This window comes from Cyanobacteriota bacterium (assembly GCA_025054735.1).
Taxonomy (GTDB): domain Bacteria; phylum Cyanobacteriota; class Cyanobacteriia; order SKYG9; family SKYG9; genus SKYG9.
Genome location: JANWZG010000691.1, coordinates 1 through 892, shown reverse-complemented (window position 1 = coordinate 892; position 892 = coordinate 1). Strand labels below are relative to the sequence as shown.

The window sequence follows — 892 nt, the reverse complement described above, 5'->3', positions numbered from 1 at the left end:
TGCCACAACCCCGATTGCCGGGATTTCTACAGCGGGCGAGAGGTGACGGCGGGAGAAGTCATCGCCGAAATTGCCAAGTACCGGTCTTATTTGAGCAAAGGAGGTGGCGTCACGGTCAGCGGCGGCGAACCCCTGATGCAACCGGAATTTACGGCGGCAATTTTTCAGGGGTGTCATACGCAACTGGGGCTGCACACAGCGCTAGATACGTCCGGCTACTGCCCGATTGCCGTTGCCCAACCGGTGCTGGAACACACGGACCTGGTGCTGCTAGATATTAAATCCTTTGACCCAGACATCTACCAGCGCGTTACCCATGTGTCCCTAGAGCCAACCCTAGCAATGGCGCGCTATTTAGACCAGATTCACAAGCCCACCTGGATTCGGTTTGTATTAGTGCCGGGATTGACCGACCCGCCCCACAACATCGAGGGCCTGGCGGATTTTGTGGCGACGTTGGGCAATGTGGAGCGGGTGGAAGTGTTGCCCTTTCATAAGATGGGGGAATACAAGTGGGAACAGTTGGGCCTGGAATACTTGCTCAAAGATACGCCGGAACCCAGTCCCGAGCTAGTAGAGGCGACCAAGGCCGTTTTTCGCGCACGCGGGTTGTTCACGCCTTGATCCTGAGAAGAAGCTGAAGTTTTGGGGGAAATCCTTTGGCGCTTTGTAGCCTGGAGGTAGGAGGGAATTTATACCTAGACGCAACGGTTATTGCTAAGGCATCTATGCTTGTTACCCCTTGGGTCACAGGGCCTAGCTCTGTTATTAGTGTTCACGCTGACCAATGCAAGTGGCTTGGCTACTGAATCAACCGGGAGGGTGTAGCGCGTATTGGGATTTGGTATCAGGAGGAACAGACCATGCGAGTAACCAACGAACAAGAGTTAAA

General features: G+C 54.3%; 1 protein-coding gene. It reads left to right on the top strand.

Features of this window, described 5'->3' with window-relative positions; genetic code table 11:
* A partial coding sequence (gene pflA, locus NZ772_19410; GenBank protein MCS6815725.1) for a pyruvate formate-lyase-activating protein occupies positions 1–624 on the top strand: 624 nt, incomplete at its 5' end.
* Positions 625–892 lie beyond the last annotated feature (268 nt).